Origin of the sequence: Streptomyces sp. NPDC058685, assembly GCF_042714725.1 — a bacterium.
In the GTDB taxonomy this organism is placed as follows: Bacteria; Actinomycetota; Actinomycetes; order Streptomycetales; family Streptomycetaceae; genus Streptomyces.
In genome coordinates this window covers 28,647-45,928 of the sequence record NZ_JBHXSL010000017.1, presented here as the reverse complement: position 1 = coordinate 45,928, position 17,282 = coordinate 28,647, and the positions used below count along the sequence as shown (strand labels likewise).

At 69.5% G+C, this 17,282-nt stretch carries 15 protein-coding genes and 1 pseudogene; 2 read left to right on the top strand and 14 right to left on the bottom strand.

Translation table 11 applies throughout. From position 1 onward, the window contains the following. Positions 1-5 precede the first annotated feature (5 nt). The 12 genes and pseudogenes from ACFWU3_RS16740 to ACFWU3_RS16685 all read right to left on the bottom strand — a co-directional run. Positions 6-626: pseudogene (locus ACFWU3_RS16740) on the bottom strand (pilus assembly protein TadG-related protein); the annotation flags it as partial. A 44-nt stretch (positions 627-670) separates the two neighbouring features. Further along, a complete protein-coding gene (locus ACFWU3_RS16735) occupies positions 671-916 on the bottom strand; it encodes a hypothetical protein (protein WP_313944382.1) in 246 nt (81 codons plus the stop codon). Between the two features lie 123 nt (positions 917-1,039). After that, entirely contained in the window at positions 1,040-1,876 is an 837-nt protein-coding gene (locus ACFWU3_RS16730; protein WP_384437313.1) for a response regulator, read from the bottom strand. A 44-nt stretch (positions 1,877-1,920) separates the two neighbouring features. Further along, a complete protein-coding gene (locus tag ACFWU3_RS16725; RefSeq protein WP_384437310.1) occupies positions 1,921-3,303 on the bottom strand; it encodes a sensor histidine kinase in 1,383 nt (460 codons plus the stop codon). A 105-nt stretch (positions 3,304-3,408) separates the two neighbouring features. Further along, entirely contained in the window at positions 3,409-4,296 is an 888-nt protein-coding gene (locus ACFWU3_RS16720; RefSeq protein WP_384437307.1) for a DUF5936 domain-containing protein, read from the bottom strand. A gap of 15 nt (positions 4,297-4,311) precedes the next feature. Continuing rightward, positions 4,312-5,253, bottom strand: a complete 942-nt coding sequence (locus ACFWU3_RS16715) for a type II secretion system F family protein (protein WP_384437304.1) — start codon at positions 5,251-5,253, stop codon at positions 4,312-4,314. A gap of 138 nt (positions 5,254-5,391) precedes the next feature. Continuing rightward, positions 5,392-6,732: a CpaF family protein gene (locus ACFWU3_RS16710; protein WP_327680780.1), complete on the bottom strand. Its 1,341-nt coding sequence runs from the start codon at positions 6,730-6,732 to the stop codon at positions 5,392-5,394. Between the two features lie 40 nt (positions 6,733-6,772). Beyond that, the gene (locus ACFWU3_RS16705) at positions 6,773-7,126 is read right to left on the bottom strand and encodes a TadE/TadG family type IV pilus assembly protein (protein WP_384437300.1); all 354 of its coding nucleotides are present in this window, start codon (positions 7,124-7,126) and stop codon (positions 6,773-6,775) included. Next, the gene (locus tag ACFWU3_RS16700) at positions 7,123-7,476 is read right to left on the bottom strand and encodes a TadE/TadG family type IV pilus assembly protein (protein ID WP_384437297.1); all 354 of its coding nucleotides are present in this window, start codon (positions 7,474-7,476) and stop codon (positions 7,123-7,125) included. Before ACFWU3_RS16700 ends, ACFWU3_RS16705 begins: the two co-directional genes overlap by 4 nt. A 148-nt stretch (positions 7,477-7,624) precedes the next feature. After that, positions 7,625-8,872: a CpaE family protein gene (locus ACFWU3_RS16695; RefSeq protein WP_384437294.1), complete on the bottom strand. Its 1,248-nt coding sequence runs from the start codon at positions 8,870-8,872 to the stop codon at positions 7,625-7,627. A gap of 7 nt (positions 8,873-8,879) precedes the next feature. Further along, positions 8,880-9,593, bottom strand: coding sequence for a Flp pilus assembly protein CpaB (gene cpaB, locus ACFWU3_RS16690; RefSeq protein ID WP_384437291.1), 714 nt, complete (start codon positions 9,591-9,593; stop codon positions 8,880-8,882). A gap of 112 nt (positions 9,594-9,705) precedes the next feature. Then, entirely contained in the window at positions 9,706-10,536 is an 831-nt protein-coding gene (locus tag ACFWU3_RS16685; protein WP_384437511.1) for a hypothetical protein, read from the bottom strand. Positions 10,537-11,023: 487 nt separating this feature from the next. Here ACFWU3_RS16685 and ACFWU3_RS16680 point away from each other — a divergent pair, with 487 nt between their 5' ends. Then, positions 11,024-12,724 (top strand): chitinase, encoded by a 1,701-nt coding sequence (locus tag ACFWU3_RS16680; RefSeq protein WP_384437288.1) that lies wholly within the window; start codon positions 11,024-11,026, stop codon positions 12,722-12,724. 90 nt (positions 12,725-12,814) lie between these two features. Here the strand turns inward: ACFWU3_RS16680 and ACFWU3_RS16675 are convergent, their stop codons facing one another. Beyond that, positions 12,815-14,134: an Nramp family divalent metal transporter gene (locus ACFWU3_RS16675; protein WP_313944393.1), complete on the bottom strand. Its 1,320-nt coding sequence runs from the start codon at positions 14,132-14,134 to the stop codon at positions 12,815-12,817. 210 nt (positions 14,135-14,344) lie between these two features. Between ACFWU3_RS16675 and ACFWU3_RS16670 the strand changes: the two genes are divergently transcribed. Further along, entirely contained in the window at positions 14,345-15,697 is a 1,353-nt protein-coding gene (locus ACFWU3_RS16670; protein WP_384437284.1) for a M14 family metallopeptidase, read from the top strand. 81 nt (positions 15,698-15,778) lie between these two features. On the opposite strand, the gene ACFWU3_RS16665 is transcribed toward ACFWU3_RS16670, so the two are convergent. Continuing rightward, entirely contained in the window at positions 15,779-17,254 is a 1,476-nt protein-coding gene (locus ACFWU3_RS16665; RefSeq protein ID WP_384437281.1) for a GntP family permease, read from the bottom strand. Positions 17,255-17,282 lie beyond the last annotated feature (28 nt).

Below are 17,282 nucleotides of genomic sequence, written 5' to 3'. Positions count from 1 at the left end.
CGGGGTCACTCGTCGACCAGCCGGACGGTGAAGAGTTCGGACAGGTCGGGAAGTGGATCCGTGTCTTCCGGGTCGATGTCGATGGGGCCGTCAGGGCAGTGCAGCGTCCCCAGGGACTCCGGTTCTGCGGGGGGCGACGGGCTGGGCTCTTCGGGCTCGTTGCCGTCACCCGGCGAGGGCTCGTCCGAGGGCTCGTTCTCCGAGGGCTCGAAGGTGCACAAGGGCTCCACGACAGCGGTGGCCTTCGCCTCGGCACGCTTGTCGGCTGTTCCCGGGAGGATCGTCTCTCCGAGCGGCTGGGAATCGACGGTCACCCGGAAGCCCCACCGGCCGGGGCCCAGAAAGTCGCACCCCGCTACCGTCGTCTCGTTCTCACCCGCAAATCGGCCGGCTGCCGCGCAGCCGCCGCCGGGATCCCCGATCACATCGCCGTCGAGAAGGCTGCCCAGGAAGTCCAGGTCGAGTTCACCGTCGCCCAGGACCCGGTCGCGGGACTCCATGGCGGCAGCGAGGGCGGCAGCGTCGGCTCCGGACTGAGCACCGTTGCGGGTGGCTCCCGCCTGACCCACGGCAAAGAACGCGAGCGCGAGAAAGAGCAGGCCCGCCACCATCGCGATATAGATGGGAGCGGCCTGCCCTGCCTCACGGGTACTACCAGCAGGGAGAGGGACTACTCCCCACCGCCTCCGCCCAGAATCTCGTTGACCTTGGTCGTGAGGCCCGTGGCGATGTCGTTCGCCACCCCCGACCCCACCAGCGCCGCGATAATCAGCGCCACCAGCACGATCACGCCCACGTACTCGACCGCGCCCTGGCCCTCGTCGCGGCGTTCCTTCATCGCCAGTGCCGTCGCGGCCACCCAGGCGGCCACGTACACACGGGTGTTCACGATCGCCTTCAGCGTCACGTTCGACATCGACTTCCTCCAGGCCGGTCCGGCTGACAGCGCGTGCACCGTACGCCCGGGGCGGGACGGCGGACATGGGTCTGTGGGCCCAAGGGTGGGCCCAATCGGGGCAGCGGGGTGTGCGTGACGCCCTCACGCCGACCCCCCTCGTGCGAGGCTGCGCCAGACGGCGATGGCCTCGCCCCGGCTGCCCGCGTTCAACTTGGCGAAGATGCGGTTGATGTGGTTCTTGACCGTCTTCTGGCTGATGAAGCAGGAGGCGGCGATCTGCTGATTGGTCATACCCGACGCGATCAGGTCCATCACCTCCACCTCCCGCTGACTCAACTCGGTGATCACTCCCCGCAGTTCACCGGCTACATCGGGGCCTGAAGACGAATGTGCCACATTCGCTTGCGTAAGCGAAGACCGTTGAGCAAATTGCCGACCGCTCCGCACCCCTGCGAGCAGGGCCCCCGACGCGGAGTGGGTGAAGGTCGCCCGGCCCGCCTTGATGTCCCTTACGGCGACGACCAGTTGGTCCGCGGTGAACTCGCCGTGCACCAGATAGCCCCCGGCGCCCAGGCGCAGCGCCTCGTGCACGATCTCGCTCTCCCGGCTGTAGGTCATCATCAGCACCGGCGCGAGGCGTACCAGATGCGGAAGCGCGGCGAGGCCGTCGACCCCCGGCATCCGGACGTCGAGCAGGATCACGTCGGGCCGGTGCCGGACCGCGGCTTCGTAGGCCGCGCGGCCGTCCGCAGCCTCGGCCACGACGTCGAGGTCGTCCCGGCCCTGAAGCAGGACCGTGAGCCCGGCTCGTACGACGGGGTTGTCGTCGGCCACGACCACCCGCAGGGGTGGGGCAGCCGCCGGTAACTGCGTAGGCAGCGCGGGAAGTTCGTCGGAGGTGTGCGAGGACGTGTGCTGCGAGACATGCGACTGAAGGCTCCAGTGCTGTCCCGAGGTGCGGGAGTGCTCGTCCGGCATGGCTGCGGCCTCCTCTCGAAGGGCGGGGACAGGGGGTGGCGTTGTCAGGTGACCGTTCGTGTGCGCTGTGCCTCGGGGGTGTACGGCGTCCGGCGGCGGGACGGCCCGGCCGGCTGCCGGGGTATGCCCCCGACCACCCCCAGCGCGACCACCGGCAGTTCCAGGCGGACCTCCGTGCCCTTCGCCGCCCTCCCCCGGCCGATACGGATCCTCGCGCCGATGGACGCCGCTCTCTCCACCATGCCCACCAGACCGAAGTGGCCCGCCTGACGCAGCCCTTCGAGGGAGGTGCCGGGCGGCAGGCCGCGGCCGTCGTCGTACACGCTGATCCGCAGCACGTCGCCGGTGACTCCGGCCGATACGGCGAGGTAGGTCGGCCCGCCGTGGCGGTGGGCGTTCTCCATGGCCTCGGAGGCGATGGTCAGGGCCTGACGGGCGACGGCGGGTGGCACATGCGGGGGCGGCCCGTCGCCGAGAGGGCTGAAGGAGGCCCGTACGCCGTTGCGGCGGGCGAAGTCGTCCGTGCGTGCCGCCAGTTCGGCCAGCAGGTCGACGCCGCCGTCGAGGCCGGACTCCCGGCGCAGGTCCGACAGGAGTTCGCGGGCCTCGGCCGCGGCCCGGCGGGCCGAGCGGGCCACCAGGTCCGCCTGGTGCTTGACGGTGAGCGGGTCCATCCGGTCGGCGGAACTCGCGAGGCCGTCGGCGGCGAGCGCCAGACCGTGCAGGGTCTTGGCCACGGAGTCGTGCATCTCCCGGGCGAGCCGGGCCCGTTCCTGCTCGACCGCGCCGCTGACGGCGAGCCGGGCGCGCGCCTCCGTCAGCGCCTGGCTGGCCGCTCCGAATCCGAGCATCAGATTGCGCAGGGTGCTGCCGATGGCTCCGGCCAGGACACACAGGCCGGGCAGCAGCAGGGCGGTGAAGCGGGCCTCGGCCTCGGCGTTGACCGCGTATGCGCCCGCGATGATCAGCGACTGGAGGACGGCGAACACGGCCGCTCCGCGCCATCCGGAGATCAGTCCGGCCAGCAGCGGGGTGCACATGGTGACGTAGGCGAGGGTGGAGTCGGGCGAGGCCGTGATCAGCAGCAGCGCGCCGAACGTCATGTCGGCTCCGAGAAGCCACGGGTGGCGCAACAGGACGGGCCCGAAGCGTTCCCAGTCCCGCAGGAGGACGTAGGAGCTCATGAAGGTGACCAGTACCGCGGCGCCCACCAGCCAGGTCGCCGGGCCGGGGCGGGTGCCGTCGAGAGCGAACGGAGCGGCCAGGGCGATCATGGCCAGCCGGAATCCGAAGACCTGACGGCACAGCGCCTGGAGGGCGTTGACCTGAATGGGCAGTGACGGCAGACGTGCGGGGCCCGTGGAGGCCACGTCGGCCGGTGTCTCGCCCGCGTTTCCGCCGCTGAGCACGGCTTTGCCGGGTGCCATCGTGTCCACCTCCCCTTCGGTCGTTCCTCTGTGTCGGCGGGTCCGGGCGGTCTGTGCGGCCCGGGTCCGGGCCGCCGGATGTGCGGGTGTCCGGGTGGGCGGTGGTCAGCCGCCCAGGACGTCTCCGAGGTCGACCCCGGAGCCGTAGTAGAAGCTCATGACGATGAGGATCATGGTGGCCGGGAGCATGACCAGCGTGACCACCAGCGTCGACTTGGGCACGGCCTTCGCGGCGTTCCGCCGGGCGTTCTGCGCGTCCGTACGGCGCATGTCGGTGGCGATCTGGATCAGGGTGTCGACGATCGGCGCACCGAGCTCCTCCCCCTGCTGGAGGGCGGTGACGAACATCGACACCTGCTCGGAGTCGTTGCGCCGGCGCAGCTGGTCGAAGGCGTCGCGCCGGCTGACCCCCATGTCCATCTGCCGCAGGGTGATGCGCAGTTCGTCGGACCAGGGGCCCTGGTACTTCTCCGCGACGCGTTCCAGCGCCTGGCGGAAGCCGAGCCCGGCGGAGACGACGACGGCGAGGACGTCGAGGAAGTCGGGCAGCGTGCGTTCGATGTCCTCACGGCGTCTGCGGATCGCCGCGCGGATGATGACGTCGGTCCAGAAGAGTCCGAACAGCAGGGCGAGGACGGCGATGACGATCTGGCCCCGCAGCAGCATGGAGAAGGCCGCCAGCACGCCCAGGAAGCCGTACACCGCGCGGCGGGCGGCGTAGCGGTCGACGGTCATGCCGGAGGGGTTGCCCGCCATGTCGAGCCGTCTGCGGACGGCGTCGACCCGTTTGGGGCCCATGGCGCGCAGCACGGCGGGGGCGTACCGCATGCCGAGGCGGTCGATGCCCGAGCCGACGGCGGTGGTCCGCGTCGAGCCCACCTCCAGCGCGAGCGCGAGGTCGCCGGGGAGCCGGGCGTCGGCCCGGTACATCCGGATGCCGTGGAAGATCCCGTACACGGAGACCGCGAGGAGCGCGGCGAGCAGAAGTCCCATGGTGTCGTCGCCCTCTCAGACCTGGATCCTGGACATGCGGCGGATGAGGAAGGCGCCCAGCGCGTACAGGCCGAAGGCGATGAGCGTGGCGAGCTGGCCGACCACCGAGCCCGTCATCTTGTCGAGGGCGCCCGGGGTCATCGCGTTGATCATCAGGAGGAAGCCGAGCCCGAGAAGGGGCACCGCCAGTGCGGTGACCTTGATCTGGGAGAGCATCGTGGTGACCTCACGGCGGGTCTCCTTCCGCTCCTCGAGCGTCTCGGTCAGGTTCCGCAGCGAGGTGACGACCTGACCGCCCGCGCGGTTGGCGAGGATGAGGGTGGTGACCAGGACGATGAGCTCGCGGGAGGGCAGCCGTTCGGCGAGTTCGCCGAGCGCGTCGTCCAGGGACTGTCCGAGCGCCAACTGGTCGGCGACCATGCCCAGTTCATGGCCCGCGGGGTCGTCGAGCTCCTCGGCCGCCATCGCCAGCGCGGTGCGCAGCGCCAGTCCGGCCTGGGTGGCGTTGGCGAGGACGCGGGTGAACTCGGGGAGCTGGGCGATGAACGCCTCGGTGCGCTTGACGCGCTGCCAGTTGAGGAAGGCGTTGGCGCCCCACAGGCTCGCGACGGAGGCGAGCACGCCGAAGAAGGGGGCGAAGATCGCGCTGACGACGACGTACACGGCGAGCAGGGCGGCGACGACGTAGACGACGTACTCGCCGGGCGTCAGGTCGAGGCCCGTGACCGCGATCTTCCGTTCGATGCGGTTGCCGAGCCGTGTCCCGCGCAGCCGCCGGTCGACGCCGCCGAACCGCCGCCGCCTGCCGGAGGGAAGGGCGAGCGGGCCCGTCTGCGACATGCGCTCGACGAGTGCCTGGCGCTGGGCCCTGCCGGAGGAGTACGCGTGCACGCCGACGACGCAGAGCACACAGGCGAGCAGCGTGACTCCGATCGTCAGGAGCGGGAGGTTGTCCATGGCGGCGGGACCTTCTCGGGGTGCGGTCGGGGGGTGGTCGAGTCGTCGGAGGCGTCGGGGTCGGGGTGGGGGTGGTCGAGTCGTCGGAGGGGCGGCGGCATCAAGGTGGTCGGGGTGGCCGGCCGGATCGTGGCCGTGTCACAGGAGGGACCTGCGCACGGCGAGCTGGGCCTCGGAGGCAGCGATACCGAAGGCCGGTGGCAGCGGTTCGTTCTTCATGTAGAGGCGTTCCGCGACCCGCCGCGGCACCGGGTAGTACTCGAACCGCCCGTGGATCCGTCCGTCGGCGGACATCGGCTGGGCGTTGAAGCGGCAGACGGAGACGATGCGGTACTCCTCACGGCCGTAGGAGTCGACGACGGCGATCTCGGTGACCCGGCGAGAGCCGTCGGCATGCCGGGTGAGCTGCACGATCACATCGACGGCGCTGTTGATCTGGTCCTTGATGGCCACGAACGGGATCTCGACCTCGGACATGGACGCCAGCGTCTGGAGGCGCATCAGCGCGTCCTCGGCGCTGTTGGCGTGGACGGTGGCGAGCGACCCGTCGTGACCGGTCGACATCGCCTGGAGCATGTCGAGCGTCTCTCCGCCGCGGACCTCACCGACAATGATGCGGTCGGGGCGCATACGCAGGGAGTTGCGTACGAGGTCCCGGATGGTGACGCGGCCCTTGCCCTCGACGTTGGGCGGCCGGCTCTCCAGGGTGATCACATGCGCCTGCTGGAGCTGGAGCTCGGCGGAGTCCTCGATGGTGACGATGCGTTCGCCCTCGGGGATCAGGGCGGACAGGGAGTTGAGGAGCGTCGTCTTCCCGGTGCCGGTCGCCCCGGAGACGATCAGGTTGAACTTGGCCCGCACCAGTCCCGCCAGCAGCAGCGTCATCTGCTCGTCGAGCGAACCGATCGCGATCATCTCCGCGAGCGTGAACGCCCGGGGGAAGCGCCGGATGGTGAGGATGGGGCCGGTCAGGGACAGCGGGGGGATGATGACGTTGACGCGCTCCCCGGAGGGCAGCCGCGCGTCGACCATCGGATTGGCCTCGTCCACACGGCGGTTGACGGTGGAGACGATGCGCTCGATCGTCTGCATCAGCTGCTCGTTGGACGAGAAGCGCAGCGGGAGCATCTCCAGCCGGCCACCCCGCTCGACGAAGACCTGCTCATGGCCGTTGACCATGATCTCGCTGATCGACGCGTCCTCGAGCAGCGGTTCCAGGATGCCGAGGCCGAGCGCCTCGTCGACGACGCGGCGGATGAGCTGCGAGCGCTCGACGGTGGACAGCACCGGGCCCTCGCGGCTGATGATGTGGCCGAGTACGCGCTCCAGCCGGGCCCGCCGTTCGGCGGCGGCGAGCGAGGACATCTCCGCGAGGTCGATCTCCTCCAGGAGCTTGGCGCGGTAGACCCCGACGAGGCGGTTCTCCTCGCTGTGGCCGTTGACCGGCTCCGGACTGCTGATGCGTGACCGCAGGCTCATGACGTCATCTCCTCTCGCCGTCCGCGACGGTGTGGCGGGGTCATTCGTCGACCGGCATGGTGACGGACCGTTCGGCGGAGCCGAAGTCGAAGACCGGCAGCAGGGCGGGGACCTGGATCGTGACGGTCGCCGTGACCTCGCCGCCCCCGGCGGGTGCGCTCACCTGGGCCCCGTCCGCGAGCCAGTCGCTCATGGCCGCGTAACCGGCTGCCTCGCCGCCGCCTTCGCCGTGCGAGGCGACACGGGCGGCCGCGCGGGCCGCGGTGCCGGCCTGCTGGGCGGTGTAGGCGACGATGCCGAGCTGGATCGCGGCGAGGGCGACGAAGAGCAGCAGGGTGATGACGCCCGCGTATTCGAGGGCGGCCTGGCCGCGGTCGTCCCGGCGGCGCCTCACGGCCTGTCCTCTCGGGCCGCGGAGGCATCGGCATCGAAGCGGAAGGGGAAGTTCACGCTGCCGGGGAACAGGACGGGTACGTCGAGGCTGACCGTGGCCGTCACGAGGTCGCCGGCCTCGCCGCAGCTCACGCTCGCACCGCCCTGCCAGGCACCCGGCAGGTCCTCCGTGCCGGCGGCCGAGCAGTCGCCGTCCACCGCCCCCGCCCGGGCCGCCGCGTCCGCGGCGTTCCCGGCGAGCGAGAACGTGTAGCCGAGCAGCGCGGCCTGCCACAGCAGGACGAGCGTCGCGAGAATGACGGGGACCGTGCCCGTGAACTCGATCGCGGCCTGCCCCCGGTCGCCGCGCATCCGCGCCACCACCGATGCCCGACCCCGGTCATCGCGGGACCGCGCCACCACGGGCGCCTCACCCCGTTCGCCACGCCACCATGTCATCGCGCATGTCGCCGTCACTGTCGCTGGAGATCTCATCGCTCGACGTGCCCCCTCACCGCAGTCACCTCGACCGTGCCCGCCGGACACCGATCGATCCCCTGTCGCCGCGCAACCTGCCCTGTTTCTGGTCACCTGCCGGAGCGCGTACGAGGCCGAGTTCGCCCGCCAGCCCCCACACGGCCTGCTTGACGGTCGACCGGGACTCCAGGTCCTGCATCCGCCCGGCGTCGACGACGGGCTGGAGCTCCTTGAAGTTCGCGGGTACGGCGATCCGCGAGACCCGGGTGCCGGTGATCTTCTCGATCAGCGGGGGCTGGATCTCGGTGCCGCGCGTGTGCCGGTTCACCACGGCGACCGTCTCCTCCGCCTTGCGGATCTGGAGCCGGTCCCACATGCGCACCATGCGCTTGGCCGCGCGGACGGCGACCACGTCCGGGGTGGTCACCAGCAGCGTGATGTCGGCCATCTCGATGGCGGCCGCGTTGGCGCTGTTCATCTGGGTGCCGCAGTCGATGATCACGACCTCGTGGCGGTTGCGCAGCGCGCTGACGATCTGGCGCACGGCCCGGTCGTTGACCTCCTCGCCTCGTTCGCCTTCGGCGGGGGCGAGCAGCAGCCCCATCCCGGTCTGGTGGGCGAACAGCGCGTCCTGGAGGACGCGCGGGGATATGTCCTGGATCCCGGCGAGGTCGACGATCGAGCGGCGGAACTGCACATCGAGGTACGAGGCGATGTCCCCGGCCTGGAGGTCGAGGTCGGCGAGAGCCACCGGACGGCCCGACGCCTGGGCAGCGAGGGCGAGTTGAACCGCGATGACGGTGGTGCCCACACCGCCCTTGGCGCCGCTGACGGTGACCACCGTGCCGCCGGGCCCGCTGAACACGTCCCCGCCGTGGCCGAGATGGCGCCGTACGCCGACGGACCAGCCGGCGGCGGCCTGGACCCGCTGGGCCAGTTCCTCGTACGACAGCGGCAGTCCGACCAGTCCGCGGGCGCCGGAGTCCATGGCGGCCGAGTAGAGGACCGGACTCGCGTCGCCCGACACCAGGACCACGCCGACCGCGGGGAAGCGCAGAGCCACTTCACGGATCAGCTCCAGTGCGGGGACCGGTCCGATGCGCTCGTGGACCAGCACGACCTCGGGCAGTTCGTCGAGCGACTCGGACGCCAGCCGGGCCAGCATGTCGAGCAGCGAGGTCGAGTCGGCGACCGGCGCGGCCGGCTCCGCGTCGGGGAGCTGGCTCAGCAGGGTGGTGATGGACCGGGCCGCATCGGGTTCGCCGACGGCCGGGAGGATGCGTGTGGTCATACAGCCCTCACCTGTTCTTGTCTTCGTCGAGGGTGTAGGTGCTGTCTCCGGGGCGCAATGTGGCCGGGCTCCCCTTGGCGAGAAGCGCGAGGCGCACATGCTCGGCGAAGGACTCGGCGTACGCGACGCGCTGGGCGTCGGTGGTGTTGAGCGCGAAGGTGATCGGCACGGCCTCGCGCGGGCCGCTGGAGCGCTTGTCGTCCTTGGGTTCGAGCGGCGTGAGCCGGCCGACGTCGATCACCTTGGCGTTGGGGACGATGATCCGGGACTGGTCCGGGTCGCCTTCGTCCTTACCGGCGAAGGTCGCGAAGATGTTGACCAGATCCCCCGGGGTGATCTTTCCGGCCACTCCGGTGGCGGCATCGATCATGATCGCGATCTCCTGCTCACCGGAGGCGAGCACCGGCCGCTTGACGATCATGTCGTCCTGGAGCAGCGACCCCTTGCGCAGCTGCGTCACGGCGATCTTTCCGTTCACCACGGACAGGTCCGTCACCGCGCTGTCGGAGAGCCAGCGACGGGGCATCGAGATCTTCTCGAACTGGTTGCGCCGCAAAGGCGTATAGGGAGAGACATCGGCCTTGAGCCGGTAGGCGGAAACCTCGGGACCGACCTTCGAATTCACGTCGCCGATCACGGAAATCACGCCGGCGAACGCCGCGAGGGCGCACAGCACCGAGAGGAGCAGAAGTATGATGCCGCGGCGTTGGCGTGAATTCATGGGCTGGACAACCTCGTTCGCAGACGTGGACTGGCGGAGCGGACAGAGCGAGAAGTGCGGTGGGGGACGCGCTTTCGGCAGGCCGTTCGATACGGACGGCCCGGCCGGCCGTTCACGGTCCGTGGTACGAGGACGTTCCCCGGCTCAGCGCTCGGGGCTCGTGCGTGCGGTTCTCGGCCGCCGCGAGCGGTGCGGAACAGAAGCCGCAGCGGTCACCGATGAGTTCGATTCCGCACCAGGTGCACACCTCTCGCCGTACGGATGAAACCAGCTGGTAGAGAACGGAGATGTCGGGTAGGAAGGCCGCGAATTCGATCAGCCGGCCCGTGCCCCACCAGACCGGCGAGTCGGCGGGCAGCCGGGCCTCCTCCAGGCTCTGCGTCTGCCATGCCGGGGCCAGGGTCGCGGTCACCCAGTCGGACTGGAGCTGCCCCGTGGCCACCGCGAGCCGGGTGACGAACTCGGGGCCGGAGAGCAGGCCGGTGCCGATCCTGATCAGCTCGGGGTCGGGATTGGCGAGGACGCCGAACTGCGAACCCGGAACCCATGATTTCGCATGGGATTTGAGGCTCACCGGCACCCGGTCGAGCCGGGTGACGGAATTGAGCAGCGCTCCGGCATAGATGTAGTGGGAGAGCAGCCGGGCCGCGGACGCGACGATTCCGGCGCTGAAGTCGCAGATCGACAACTGCCTCAGTTGACGCACCAGGACGGCGGTCGCCAGGGGTGGAAGATCCACTTTCAGGAGCGCGATGCGACTGCTCTCCAGTACGGATCGGACCGTGTGCAGCCTGCGTTCGTGGGCGAGCGGAATCGAGGCCGGATAGAGGGCGATCACATAGCCGTGCTGTTCCAGCAGAACCGTCATGTCGGAGAGGGCGGCATCCAGCGGCTGAACGTCCGGCGCCTGCAGCAGAGCCGCCGTGGGCGTGTGGTGGTCCATCGGCGGTAGCACCAGATCTGCGCTGGTGACAGCTATTGCGGTCGGCACGCTGGTTCCCCGTTCAGCTCCGGCCGCCGGGGGACCCGTGACCGCAGTTACCTACTGCTCATCGCTCCTGCCTCAGCACTTTATCCACGAGTTCGGAGGCAGAGAACACCTTTCAGAACCGAGAGCCTCAACTCGCGCACTCTCCGCACAGGCCAAACCGGACGTAGAGGTCAGGAGTTGACTCCCGTCACGCGTGAGTGAATACGGAATGCCGAACGCGCGGTCGAATCAGCGAGCGCGGACACCATGGGCCCCCATGGCGGGAAAGCAGGGCGGACACCCTCCACCTTTGGCTGAAAACCGACGAAGGGCGTCCGTATACGAATCGGTGTCAGAGGTCTTGACAACCCTATTGGTCTGGACCAGTTTGTACGCCCAGCGGTGGCCACCGTTCCGAGACCCCCTCCACACCCCCAACTCCCCCACCGGAGGCTGCAAAGTGGACCGCACCACACGCTCGCGGAGATGGCTCGGCGGAGCCCTGGCGCTCGCCGTCGGAGCCGGTATCTCCATCGTGGGCAGCACAGGCACCGCTCAGGCGGCCGACATCAACGTCGCCAAGAACGCCGGCTTCGAGTCCGGGCTCTCCAACTGGACCTGTTCCGGCGGCAGTGGCGCGAACACCTCCTCCCCCGTCCGCACCGGCTCCTCCGCGCTGAAGGCGACACCGGCCGGCCAGGACAACGCCAAGTGCACCCAGACCGTCTCCGTGAAGCCCAACTCGACCTACACCCTGGCCGCATGGGTGCAGGGCGGGTACGCCTACCTCGGCGCGACCGGAACCGGGACCACCGACGTCTCCACCTGGACGCCCGGCAGCAGCAGTTGGACCCAGCTGTCGACCAGCTTCCGCACCGGCGCGAGCACCACCTCGGTGACCGTCTACACGCACGGGTGGTACGGCCAGGCCGCGTACGTCGCGGACGACGTCAATGTCTTCGGTCCCGACGGAGGCGGCGGCACGGACCCCGAGCCCGGCATCCCCTCCGCACCGGCCGGGGTGTCGGTCGGCTCGGTGACCTCGTCCTCCGTCTCCCTGAACTGGGGCGCGGTGTCGGGCGCGGCGGGCTACAACGTCTACCGCGACGGGACCAGGGTCCAGTCGGCGAGCGGCACCTCGGCGACGGTCTCCGGGCTCGCCGCGAACACCTCGTACCAGTTCCAGGTGACGGCGACGAACTCCGCGGGCGAGTCCCCGAAGTCGGCGGCGGTCACCGGCAGGACGAGCCAGGGCACCGGCAACCCGGGCAACCCGGCCGTGCCGAAGCACGCCCTGACCGGCTACTGGCAGAACTTCAACAACGGCGCGACCGTGCAGAAGCTCCGCGACGTGCAGTCCCAGTACGACATCATCGCCGTCTCCTTCGCGGACTCCACCGCCACACCGGGCCAGATCGTCTTCAACCTCGACCCGGCGGTCGGCTACGCCTCGGTCGCCGACTTCAAGGCCGACGTCGCGGCGAAGAAGGCCGCGGGCAAGTCGGTGATCATCTCGGTCGGCGGCGAGAAGGGGAACGTCACCGTCAACAGTGACGCCTCCGCCACCGCCTTCGCCAACAGCGCCTACGCACTGATGCAGGAGTACGGCTTCAGCGGCGTCGACATCGACCTGGAGCACGGCATCAACTCCACCTATCTGACGAAGGCGCTGCGCCAGCTGTCGCAGAAGGCGGGGACCTCACTGGTGCTGACGATGGCGCCGCAGACCATCGACATGCAGAACACCGGCTCGGAGTACTTCAAGACCGCGCTGGCCGTGAAGGACATCCTCACGGTCGTCAACATGCAGTACTACAACAGCGGTTCGATGCTCGGCTGCGACGGCAAGGTCTACTCGCAGGGCTCCGTGGACTTCCTCACGGCGCTTGCCTGCATCCAGCTGGAGAACGGCCTCGACCCCTCCCAGGTGGGTCTGGGTGTGCCGGCCTCCACGCGGGGCGCGGGCAGCGGCTATGTCGACCCGTCGATCGTGAGGAACGCGCTGGACTGCCTCGCCCGCGGCACGAACTGCGGTTCCTTCAAGCCCTCGAAGACCTACCCGGGTCTGCGGGGCGCGATGACCTGGTCCACGAACTGGGACGCGACGGCCGGCAACGCCTGGTCGAACGCGGTGGGCCCGCACGTGCACGGCCTGCCGTAGCCCCCGGCCGATGACAGGGCCCGTCCCCGCCGCTCTCCCGGCGGGGACGGGCCCTGTCCGTGTCCGGCCTCTCCGGAAGCGACGGGAGGGTCAGAAGAAGTCGGCCCACGGCTGGTCGACGATCTGCTTGGTCGCCAGCACCAGGAACAGCAGTCCGGAGACCACCAGCATCGAGTTGCTGAGCTTGCCGTTGCGCCATTCCCGCGGAGTACGGGCGGAGTTGAGCAGCCACACCAGGGTCAGGGCCAGGAACGGCATGAAGGCCGCGCCGAGGACGCCGTAGATGATCACCAGACGGAACGGCTGGCCCTGGAAGAGCAGCACCATCGGCGGGAAGGTCAGCCACAGCAGATAGAGCCGGAACGGCAGCGACCGCTCGCGCGCCCCGGAGGCCACTTCCTCGCCCGTGACCCCGCCGGCGTCGGCGCGGTCCTTGCGGTAGCGCGCGACGAAGTCGGCGAACATCAGGCTCACGCCGTGCCAGACACCGATGAGCGAGGTGAACGACGTGGCGAAGAAGCCGATGAGGAAGAACGTGGCGGTGGCCTGGCCGTACTCCTTCTCCAGGATGTCGCCGAGCTGGATCAGCCCCTTGTCGCCGCTCGCGATGGCCACGTTGGCCGAATGCAGCAGCTCGGCGCCGACGAAGAGCATCGCGACCACGAAGATGCCGGTGGTGATGTACGCGACGCGGTTGTCGAGCCGCATCACCTTCATCCAGCCGGTGTTGGTCCAGCCCTTGGCGTTGACCCAGTAGCCGTACGCGGCGATCGTGATCGTGCCGCCGACGCCGCCGATGAGGCCCAGGGTGTTGAGGATCGAGTCCTTCTCGTCCGGCAGGACGGGCAGCAGACCGGCGAAGGCGTCGCCGAGGTTCGGGGTGACACGGATCGCCAGATAGACGGTGACCACGAACATCACGCCCACGAGAACGGTCATGACCTTCTCGAAGACGCTGTACTTGTTGAACCAGACGAAGACCAGACCGACGACACCCGTGAGAATGGACCACCATTCGAGGTCCATCACGCCCGGGAACAGCGCCTGGAGGGGAAGGCCGCTGGAGGACATGGCGGCCGCGCCGTAGACGAAGCCCCAGATCACCACGTAGACGACGAAGAACCAGGTGGTCCAGCGGCCGAGGTCGGCCCAGCCGTCGAAGAGCGTGCGCCCGGTGGACAGATGCCAGCGGCCGGCCGCCTCCGCGAGCGAGATCTTGACCACGCAGCCGAGAACGGCGGCCCACAGAAGCGTGTAGCCGAAGTTGCTGCCGGCGATGAGCGTGGCGACGAGGTCGCCGGCGCCGACACCGGTCGCCGCCACGACGATGCCGGGGCCGATGTACTTCCAACTGGACTTGCGGGGTCGGGACACGGACTCGTCGGTGCTGCTCTCGGTGGTGCCTGACATGTGCGGGCCGCCTTCTCACTCGTACCGGCGTGTGGCTCAGGTCACGTAAGCGGTGGAGGAGTGATCGCGCAAGGGGTCCGTACGAATCGGGGACGGGATGGCCGAAGGTTCCCTCTTGACCGGGTCATGCCAGAGTCGCACCATGTGCGCACACACCCGCACGACGTGTCGCACCTGCGCAACCCCCCACCTCCACACCCAGGAGACAGCATGCGACTTCGCATACGCGGCAGCGGCCGGAGGACGGTCACGTTCGCCGCCCTGCTGGCACTCGCGGTGGCAGCACCGCTCACCGCCAACGCCGCGCCCCCGGACGATTCCCGGACCCCTGCGACCACTCCCGCGGCCGCCGCGGAGGAACGGACCCTTCAGTACGAGATCAAGGGCGCGGCCGGTGTCGCGGCCCGCACCGCGATCGCCGCCACCGGCGTCTCGATCGACGAGGCCGACGCCCGCTCGGCCGTCGTGAGCGCGAACGACGCCCAGGCGAAACGGCTTCGCGCGCTCGGCTACGAACTGACGGCGCTGCCCGGCCCGCCGGCCCGTACCGGTGGCGCGGCCGTGGAGCCGTTCGACTTCCCGTCGGCCGACTCGCGCTATCACAACTACGCCGAGATGACCGCGGAGATCGACCAGCGCATCGCCGCCCACCCGGCCATCATGAGCAAGCGGGTCATCGGCAAGAGCTACCAGGGCCGGGACATCGTCGCCGTCAAGATCAGCGACAACGTCGCGACCGACGAGGCCGAGCCCGAGGTGCTCTTCACCCACCACCAGCACGCGCGTGAGCATCTGACGGTGGAGATGGCGCTGTATCTGCTGCGCGAACTCGGGGACGACTACGGCACCGACTCACGGGTCACCAACGCCGTCAACGGCCGGGAGATCTGGATCATCCCTGACGTCAACCCGGACGGCGGCGAGTACGACATCGCCTCCGGCTCGTACCGCAGCTGGCGCAAGAACCGGCAGCCCAACACCGGGTCGTCGGCCGTCGGCACCGACCTCAACCGCAACTGGAACTTCAAGTGGGGCTGCTGCAACGGCTCGTCGGGCTCCCCGAGCTCCGAGACCTACCGCGGCCGCGCCGCCGAGTCCGGCCCCGAGGTCAAGGTCGTGGCCGACTTCGCCCGCAGCCGCGTGGTCGGCGGCAAGCAGCAGATCAGGACCGGCATCGACTTCCACACGTACAGCGAACTGGTGCTGTGGCCCTACGGGTACACCACCGCGGACACCGCGCCGGGGCTGACGAAGGACGACCGTGACGCGTTCGCCGCGGTCGGCAGGAAGATGGCCGCCAGCAACGGCTACACCCCTGAGCAGTCGAGCGACCTCTACATCACGGACGGCTCGATCGACGACTGGCTGTGGGGCAACCAGAAGATCTTCGCGTACACCTTCGAGATGTACCCGACGGGCTTCGGCGGCGGCGGCTTCTACCCGCCCGACGAGGTGATCGAGCGCGAGACCAGCCGCAACCGGGACGCCGTGCTGCAACTGCTGGAGAACTCGGACTGCATGTACCGCTCGATCGGCAAGGAACAGCAGTACTGCGCGAGCTGACCTGCGCGGGCACGGGGGAGGCGCCCGGGACGGATACCGTCCCGGGCGCCTTCGTCCGTGGGCACCCCCGTACAGACGCTCCTAGACGACGAGACTGAGCGCCGCCGCGACCGCGAAGCCCGCGACCGACAGCACCGACTCCAGCACCGTCCACGACTTCAGGGTGTCGCGCTCGGAGATGCCGAAGTACTTGGAGACGATCCAGAAGCCGCCGTCGTTGACGTGCGAGGCGAAGATCGAACCGGCCGAGATGGCCATGATGACCAGGGCCAGGAAGGCCTGCGAGTGACCGCCGTTCTCCACCAGCGGCAGCACGATGCCGGCCGTGGTGACGATCGCGACGGTCGCCGAACCCTGCGCCACCCGCAGCACCAGCGAGATCAGATAGGCGAGGACGATGACCGGCAGGCCGACGTCGTTGAAGGTGTCGGAGAGCGCCTGGGCCACGCCGCTGGCCTTGAGGACGGCGCCGAACACACCGCCCGCGCCGACGACGAGCAGGATGTTGCCGACCGGCTTGAGCGACGAGGTCGACACCTGCTCCAGGGACTTGCGGGACCAGCCGCGCCGGATGCCGAGCAGGTAGTAGGCGAGGAACAGTGCGATGGTCAGCGCGACGAACGGGTTGCCGAAGAACTCGACGACCGACCGGAGCGTGGACTCGTCCAGCGCGATGGAGGAGAACGTCGCCGCCAGGATCAGCACCAGGGGCGTACCGATGATGAGCAGCACGGTGGCGAGCGACACGGGCGCCTCGGTGGCGCCGTCGCCCAGCCGGTCCTTGCGCTCGGCGGCTATCGCGGCCTTGGCGTCCTCGGCGGCCTCCAGCATGTCCTGCGGCACCTCGACGAACAGCCGCTTGCCGATCCACGCCGCGTACGCCCAGGCGGCGAGGACCGCGGGTATGCCGACCACGAGGCCCATCAGGATGACCCAGCCCAGCGAGACCTTGAACAGACCGGCGGCGGCGACCGGGCCGGGGTGCGGCGGGAGGAAGGCGTGGGTCATCGACAGGCCGGCCAGCAGCGGCATCGCGTAGAGGATGATCGACTTGCCGGAGCGCTTGGCCGCCGCGTAGACGATCGGCGCGAGGACGAAGATGCCGACGTCGAAGAAGACCGGGATACCGAAGATCAGACCGGTCAGTCCCATGGCCAGCGGCGCGCGCTTCTCGCCGAACAGGCCCAGCAGACGCGAGCTCAACACCTCGGCTCCGCCGGACACTTCGAGTATCGCGCCCAGCATGGTGCCGAGTCCGATGATGATCGCGACATGGCCGAGGATGCCGCCCATACCGGTCTCGATGACGGAGACGGCCGCGGACTTCTGGACGGTGCCGAAGAGTTCGGTCACGGAGAGGCCTGCGGCGAGGCCCACGGCTATGGAGACGGCGAGCAGCGCGACGAACGGCTGGAGCCTCATCTTGATGATCAGCACGAGGAGAAGCGCGATACCGAGGGCGGCGACGGTCAGCAGACCGGCGGTGCCGTCGATGAGGTGGAGCAGTCCACCGGTGTGCGGCGGGGCCGGTGGCGGTGCGTCAGCGGCGAGGAGCATGGGGGAACCTGTCGTTCGAGGTGTTTTC

Bases quoted from the DNA above. Each gene is read 5' to 3' on its own strand.
- ACFWU3_RS16735 (WP_313944382.1), bottom strand. From the start codon at position 916: ATGTCGAACGTGACGCTGAAGGCGATCGTGAACACCCGTGTGTACGTG.
- ACFWU3_RS16730 (WP_384437313.1), bottom strand. From the start codon at position 1,876: ATGCCGGACGAGCACTCCCGCACCTCGGGACAGCACTGGAGCCTTCAG.
- ACFWU3_RS16725 (WP_384437310.1), bottom strand. From the start codon at position 3,303: ATGGCACCCGGCAAAGCCGTGCTCAGCGGCGGAAACGCGGGCGAGACA.
- ACFWU3_RS16720 (WP_384437307.1), bottom strand. From the start codon at position 4,296: ATGGGACTTCTGCTCGCCGCGCTCCTCGCGGTCTCCGTGTACGGGATC.
- ACFWU3_RS16715 (WP_384437304.1), bottom strand. From the start codon at position 5,253: ATGGACAACCTCCCGCTCCTGACGATCGGAGTCACGCTGCTCGCCTGT.
- ACFWU3_RS16710 (WP_327680780.1), bottom strand. From the start codon at position 6,732: ATGAGCCTGCGGTCACGCATCAGCAGTCCGGAGCCGGTCAACGGCCAC.
- ACFWU3_RS16700 (WP_384437297.1), bottom strand. From the start codon at position 7,476: ATGCGCGGCGACCGGGGGCAGGCCGCGATCGAGTTCACGGGCACGGTC.
- ACFWU3_RS16695 (WP_384437294.1), bottom strand. From the start codon at position 8,872: ATGACCACACGCATCCTCCCGGCCGTCGGCGAACCCGATGCGGCCCGG.
- cpaB (WP_384437291.1), bottom strand. From the start codon at position 9,593: ATGAATTCACGCCAACGCCGCGGCATCATACTTCTGCTCCTCTCGGTG.
- ACFWU3_RS16685 (WP_384437511.1), bottom strand. From the start codon at position 10,536: ATGGACCACCACACGCCCACGGCGGCTCTGCTGCAGGCGCCGGACGTT.
- ACFWU3_RS16675 (WP_313944393.1), bottom strand. From the start codon at position 14,134: ATGTCAGGCACCACCGAGAGCAGCACCGACGAGTCCGTGTCCCGACCC.
- ACFWU3_RS16670 (WP_384437284.1), top strand. From the start codon at position 14,345: ATGCGACTTCGCATACGCGGCAGCGGCCGGAGGACGGTCACGTTCGCC.
- ACFWU3_RS16665 (WP_384437281.1), bottom strand. From the start codon at position 17,254: ATGCTCCTCGCCGCTGACGCACCGCCACCGGCCCCGCCGCACACCGGT.